We start from the raw sequence: 5,584 nt of genomic DNA, 5'->3' as shown, positions 1-5,584 counted from the left end.
CCCGCCGCCGCCGCCCCCGCCGCCGCCGCCGCCTCCTCCGCCCCCGCCGCCGGCTCCGGTCTGCAACAAGGGTCCGTACATCGTGTTCTTCGACTGGGATAAGTCGGACATCACGCCTGAGGCTGCGACGATCCTCGACAGCGCGGTCAGCGCTTACGCAAACTGCGACAACGTGCCGATCATGCTCGCCGGTTACACCGACCGTTCGGGTACGGCCAAGTACAACATGGGCCTTTCGGAGCGTCGTAACGCTTCGGTCCGTTCGTACCTGACCAGCCACGGCATCCCCGACGGCTCGATCTCGAGCCAGGCGTTCGGTGAAGCCAACCCGCGCGTTCCGACCGCGGACGGCGTGCGCGAACTGCAGAACCGTCGCGTCGAAATCACTTACGGTCCGGGTTCGGGCATGTAAGCGACCGGCAACGGTACAAGATTGGGGGGTCGGAGAAATCCGGCCCCCTTTTCTTTTGTCCTGTGGCGGCCAGACACGGCACCCAGATATGAAAAGGCCCGGCGAGTGTCTCTCGCCGGGCCTTTTTTCGAATTACAGGCTGGATCAGGCCGCGTAAGGCGTTGGATCGATCAGGCCCGCTTCCTCAAAGCCCCCTTTGCGCAAGCGGCAACTGTCGCACTGGCCGCAGGCGCGCCCATCGGGCTGGGGATCGTAGCAGGACCAACTCATCCCCGGATTCAGACCCAGACGATCCGCTTCGCGCGCGATATCCGCCTTGCTCATGAACTGCAGCGGCGCGTGGATGCGCAGCTTCTGCCCTTCATCACCCGCCTTGGTCGCGAGCGTGGCGATGTCTTCGAACGCCGAGATGAATTCCGGCCGGCAATCGGGGTAGCCCGAGTAGTCGAGTGCGTTAACGCCGATGAAGATATCGCTCGCGCCAATCGCCTCGGCCCAGGCCAGGGTCAGCGACAGGAACACGAGATTGCGAGCCGGCACGTAAGTGACAGGAATGTCGGTACCCACGCCGCCCTTGGGAACCGCGATGTCATCGGTGAGCGCCGATCCACCAAATCGCCGCAGGTCGAGGGGCAAAACCACATGGCGTGCTGCGCCGATGACCCGCGCGATATCCGCTGCGGCATCAAGTTCGCGGCGGTGGCGCTGGTTATAGTCGATCGTCAGCGCATTGACGGCAAAGCCGCGCTCACGCGCGATACCGGCCGACACCATCGAATCGAGGCCGCCGGAAAGCAGGACGACCGCCTGCGGAGCAGCCGAAGTCGGCTGGGGGGATGTCTCTTCATGCATAAGTGCTGCGCTACGCCCGCTGCGGCGCGACGACAACGATCAAATGCAACGCCAATCGATCGTCAGCCGCGACACTCGCCCGTCCGGCGCGCCTCTGCCGAGAAAGCGAAGGGCAGTCCATCGACAATACCCTGGCTATTGATCTGCACCAGCGCATCGCTTTCCCGGCGGATCTGGGTGCGGCCATAGCCCTGCCCCCGGCAGGTATATTGCACGGTGACCTGATCCGCCTTGTCCTCGACCACGACGGAACTGCACGGCACGCCGGGATGCCGCAGCTGGATCAGCCGCCGCCCGTTGTCGAGGCAGATATTGCGGACTTCCCCACCACGCTCACGAAGCTCCCAGCCGCCGCGCGTCAGCTCATCAAGCATGCCCAGCGACTGCTTCTGCGCATAGGCCGGCACGGCCAGTGCCGTGCACACAGCCAGCCCCAGCAAGGCAAGAGAAGACTTTGAAAACATTCCGTCGCACCCTGAAAACGCTCCGCCGTACACTGTATCGGCAGCCCCGTCCCGGTTTTCAAGTCGCCCGCGGATGTGGCGGGAGTATGACCGTCAGGCCGGAACGCGCAAGACCTTCGAGCAAAACGCACAATCGACGGGTATGTGCCCATCGTCGTCACGCATGTCGGCGAGTTGGTCTTCGGGGAACTTCGACAGGATCGACAGATAGTGTTCGACCGTGCATCGGCACCCACGGCTGAGCGGCAGCAGGCGTTCGACGCGCACTTCGCTTTCTTCGTGGAACAGGCGCCAGACCAGCTCTTCCAGCGTCAACACCGGGTCGACAAGCTCTGCCTCCTGCACCGTTGCCGACAGGATCGCGACGTGTTCCCAGTCCGGGTGGTCCTCCTTGGCGTGAAGACGCTCGCGCCCCTCTTCACCATCGGGGAAGTGCTGCACGAGCATGCCGCCCGCCACGCAGCGCGGCCCGTTCGAGCGCACAGCGATGCGGATCAGCGTGGGCAACTGTTCCGACTGCGCGAAATAGCTCTCGCACGCATTGGCCAGCGAAGCGCCTTCCAGCGGGACGATGCCCTGATATCGCTCGCCACTGGTCGCAAGGTCGAACGTAATCGCAAGGTAACCCTTGCCGAACATCGTTTCGAGCGAGCAGTCTTCCTCAAGGGCCCCGACCATCTCCGGATCGTGCCGCAGATAGCCGCGCAATTCGCCGTTTCGATAGTCGCAGACCAGCAGGTCCACCGCGCCGCCCTCTGCCTGCGCCTGGAAGGTCAGCTGGGCGTCGTCTTCCTTGAGCAACGACCCCATCAGCGCCGTCAGCACCAGCGCTTCTGCCAGTACGTGCTTGACGACCTTGGGGTAATCGTGCGCCGACAGTACCGTTTCAAGAACCGGGCCGAGGCGCACCATGCGTCCGCGCGCGTGGCGCGCGGACACGGTGAAGGCAAGGACGCGGTCAAAGCCGGTATCGTCGCGCAGCAGATCGTCGTCGGTCACAGCTTGCCCAGTGTCCAGAGCAGCACCGACTTCTGGGCATGAATGCGGTTCTCCGCCTCGTCCCAGACAGCCGACCGCGGCCCGTCCATGACCTCGTCCGTAACTTCCTCCCCGCGATGCGCGGGAAGGCAATGCAGGAACGTCGCGTCAGGACGCGCGGAGACCATCAGCGCAGCATTCACCTGATAGGGCTGCATCGCGGCGACATGCTTCTCGCCCCCGGCCTGACCCATCGACACCCAGGTATCGGTGACCACGACCTGTGCGCCCGCCACCGCCTGCTGCGGATCGTTGGTGAGAATCACCTCGCCTCCGGCTGCCCGGCAACGTTCAATGAACCCCGAGTCCGGCTCGTAACCGACCGGGCCGCCGATGCGGATGGTGAACTTCATCAGCCCGGCCGCCTCGATCAGCGAATTGGCTACATTGTTGCCGTCGCCCAGCCACGCAAGCTGGAGTCCGGGCAGCGCGTGGCCATGCTCCACGATGGTCAGCAGATCGGCCACGATCTGGCACGGGTGCGACAGGTCGGTCAGGCCATTGATGACGGGGACGTCGGCGTAGTGCGCCAGTTCCTCTATCTTGGCGTGATCGTCGGTGCGGATCATGATCGCATCGACCATGCGGCTGAGCACGCGCGCGGTATCTGCGATCGTCTCGCCGCGGCCCAGTTGCGTGGAGCCCGCGTCCAGGATCAGCGCCGAACCGCCGAGCTGGCGCATCGCCATGTCGAACGAAACGCGCGTGCGGGTGGAGTTCTTCTCGAAGATCATGGCCAGCGTGTGCCCGGCAAGCGGCGCATCCGCGTCCGCACGGCCTTTCGGCCATGCAGCACGCGCCGCCTTCCGGTCGATCGCATCGTTGATCATGGCGGCGATGGTATCGCCTCCCGCATCGGACAGGCTGAGGAAGTCCCGCATCACGCAGTCTCTTCGATCTTGTAACTCGCCGCCGCAGCGGAAAGCTTTTCCATGAACTCGTCGATGTGGCTGTCATCGATGACGAGCGGAGGAAGCACGCGCACCACGTTGTCGCCGGCGGAAACGGTCAGCAGCCCGTGATTGTCGCGCATATGCGCCACGAAGGGACGCGGCTCCACCTTCATCTTCAGGCCGATGAACAGCCCGCGCCCGCGCACCAGTTCGAACAGGTCGGGGTAATTGCCGATGAACTGCTCGAGCCGCGCCTTGATCCGTTCGCCCTTGGCGCGCACGTCCGCCAGGAACTCGCCATCGGGAACGACGTCGAGGATCGCGCCGACCGCTGCCATGGCGAAGGGATTGCCGCCGTAAGTCGATCCGTGGGTGCCCGCGACCATGCCGCGTGCCGCCTTTTCGGTGGCAAGGCAGGCGCCGACCGGGAAGCCGCCGCCGATGCCCTTGGCGGTCGCCATGATATCGGGCTCGATCCCGTACTGTTCGTAGGCATAGAACGTGCCGGCGCGGCCGACGCCGCTCTGCACTTCGTCGAGCACCAGCATCAGGTCATGTTCGTCGCAAAGCGCGCGCAGACCCTGCATGAATTCGTCCGTGGCGATGCGGATGCCGCCTTCGCCCTGGATCGGTTCGACCATGAAGCCTGCCGTATTCGGGCCGATCGCGGCCTTCGCGGCCTCAAGGTCGTTGAACTCGACGTACTTGAAGCCCGGCAGCAGGGGCATGAAGCCCTTGTGCATCTTGTCCTGGCTGGACGCGCTGATGGTGGCCATCGTGCGGCCATGGAAGGCATTATTGAAGGTGATCAGTTCGAACTTGTGATCGTTACCGGCCGACTGGTGATAGGCGCGCGCGGTCTTGATCGCGCATTCCACCGCCTCGGCACCCGAATTGGTGAAGAAGGCCGTGTCCGCGAAGGTCAGGTCGATCAGCCGCTGCGCCACGGCTTCGCCCTGCGGGCTGCCGTAAAGGTTCGACACGTGCATCAGCGTTTCGGCCTGCTTCTGGATCGCCGCTATAAGGCCGGGGTGCGAATGGCCGAGTACGTTCACCGCGATGCCGCTGGCGAAATCGAGGAATCGGCGACCGTCCTCGCTGATGAGATGGCAGTGCTCTCCGCGAACGGGACGCACGCCGCACCGGGGGTATACGGGCATCAGCGGGGTAATGGACATGTCGGTATTCCTTGCAGAATCGGGCCCTTGAAAATCCGGGCCTTAGAGAAATCTCGCTTTGAAGATCGCAAACGACAAATGGCGGCCCTGCCGGACCGCCATTTGCGCGCGTTTAGATGTTTGCAGCCTCCCGGTCAAATGGCCGGGAGAGATGCTGGCAGGATCAACCCTGACGCGGCTGCAGGTTGACCGCCGAGTACTTGCCTCGTCGATCGACCTCGATGTCGAACTCTACCTGGTCGCCTTCGTTGAGGCCGGACATGCCCGAGCGCTCAACCGCACTGATGTGCACGAATGCGTCCGGCTGGCCGTCATCACGGGTGATGAAGCCGAAGCCCTTCATGGAGTTGAAGAACTTGACCGTACCGGTAGCCTTTTCGCCGGTCAGCTGGCGCTGCGGCGCCGGCTCGCGCTTGGCGACGGGGATCACGTCGCCAACGACGACGAGGTCGGTGGCCGAGATCTTGCCGCCACGATCGACGAGCTGGAATTCAAGCTGCTGACCTTCGGCCAGGCCTTCAAGGCCGGCGCGTTCGACCGAGCTGATGTGAACGAACACATCGTCGCCGCCTTCTTCACGCTGGATGAAGCCGAAGCCCTTGGCAGCGTTGAAGAACTTTACGACGCCCTTGCCCTGACCGACGACCTGGGCAGGCATTCCGCCGCCACCGCCGCCGCGACCACCAAAGCCGCCACCGCCGCCGCCGAAGCCGCCGCCACGGTTGCCACCGCCGAAGCCGCCACCGC

General features: G+C 64.2%; 7 protein-coding genes. 1 reads left to right on the top strand and 6 read right to left on the bottom strand.

What is annotated here, in order from left to right:
- Positions 1–412, top strand: a 412-nt coding sequence (locus tag A8V01_RS25875; protein WP_245892837.1) for an OmpA family protein, incomplete at its 5' end; no start/stop codon positions are given.
- A 144-nt stretch (positions 413–556) separates the two neighbouring features.
- On the opposite strand, the gene queC is transcribed toward A8V01_RS25875, so the two are convergent.
- The 6 genes from queC to A8V01_RS29610 form a co-directional block, all read right to left on the bottom strand.
- Positions 557–1,264: a 7-cyano-7-deazaguanine synthase QueC gene (gene queC / locus A8V01_RS25870; protein ID WP_103099114.1), complete on the bottom strand. Its 708-nt coding sequence runs from the start codon at positions 1,262–1,264 to the stop codon at positions 557–559.
- Between the two features lie 62 nt (positions 1,265–1,326).
- Complete coding sequence (locus A8V01_RS25865) at positions 1,327–1,728, bottom strand: hypothetical protein (protein ID WP_170066078.1); 402 nt, start codon at positions 1,726–1,728, stop codon at positions 1,327–1,329.
- Positions 1,729–1,821: 93 nt separating this feature from the next.
- On the bottom strand, positions 1,822–2,727 hold the full coding sequence (hslO, locus tag A8V01_RS25860; RefSeq protein WP_103099113.1) for an Hsp33 family molecular chaperone HslO: 906 nt from the start codon (positions 2,725–2,727) through the stop codon (positions 1,822–1,824).
- Complete coding sequence (gene argF, locus A8V01_RS25855; protein WP_425437362.1) at positions 2,724–3,647, bottom strand: ornithine carbamoyltransferase; 924 nt, start codon at positions 3,645–3,647, stop codon at positions 2,724–2,726. Before argF ends, hslO begins: the two co-directional genes overlap by 4 nt.
- A complete protein-coding gene (locus A8V01_RS25850) occupies positions 3,647–4,837 on the bottom strand; it encodes an aspartate aminotransferase family protein (protein ID WP_103099111.1) in 1,191 nt (396 codons plus the stop codon). Before A8V01_RS25850 ends, argF begins: the two co-directional genes overlap by 1 nt.
- Positions 4,838–5,000: 163 nt before the next feature.
- On the bottom strand, positions 5,001–5,584 hold a 584-nt coding region (locus A8V01_RS29610; RefSeq protein ID WP_281256559.1), incomplete at its 5' end, for a cold-shock protein.

Source organism: Novosphingobium guangzhouense (assembly GCF_002896965.1).
In the GTDB taxonomy this organism is placed as follows: Bacteria; Pseudomonadota; Alphaproteobacteria; order Sphingomonadales; family Sphingomonadaceae; genus Novosphingobium; species Novosphingobium guangzhouense.
Note: the sequence above shows the minus strand (reverse complement) of the source record. Positions and strands in the feature narration are given on the sequence as shown.

Coding starts and splice junctions, on each gene's coding strand:
- queC (WP_103099114.1), bottom strand. CDS start 1,264: ATGCATGAAGAGACATCCCCCCAGCCGACTTCGGCTGCTCCGCAGGCG.
- A8V01_RS25865 (WP_170066078.1), bottom strand. CDS start 1,728: ATGTTTTCAAAGTCTTCTCTTGCCTTGCTGGGGCTGGCTGTGTGCACG.
- argF (WP_425437362.1), bottom strand. CDS start 3,647: ATGCGGGACTTCCTCAGCCTGTCCGATGCGGGAGGCGATACCATCGCC.
- A8V01_RS25850 (WP_103099111.1), bottom strand. CDS start 4,837: ATGTCCATTACCCCGCTGATGCCCGTATACCCCCGGTGCGGCGTGCGT.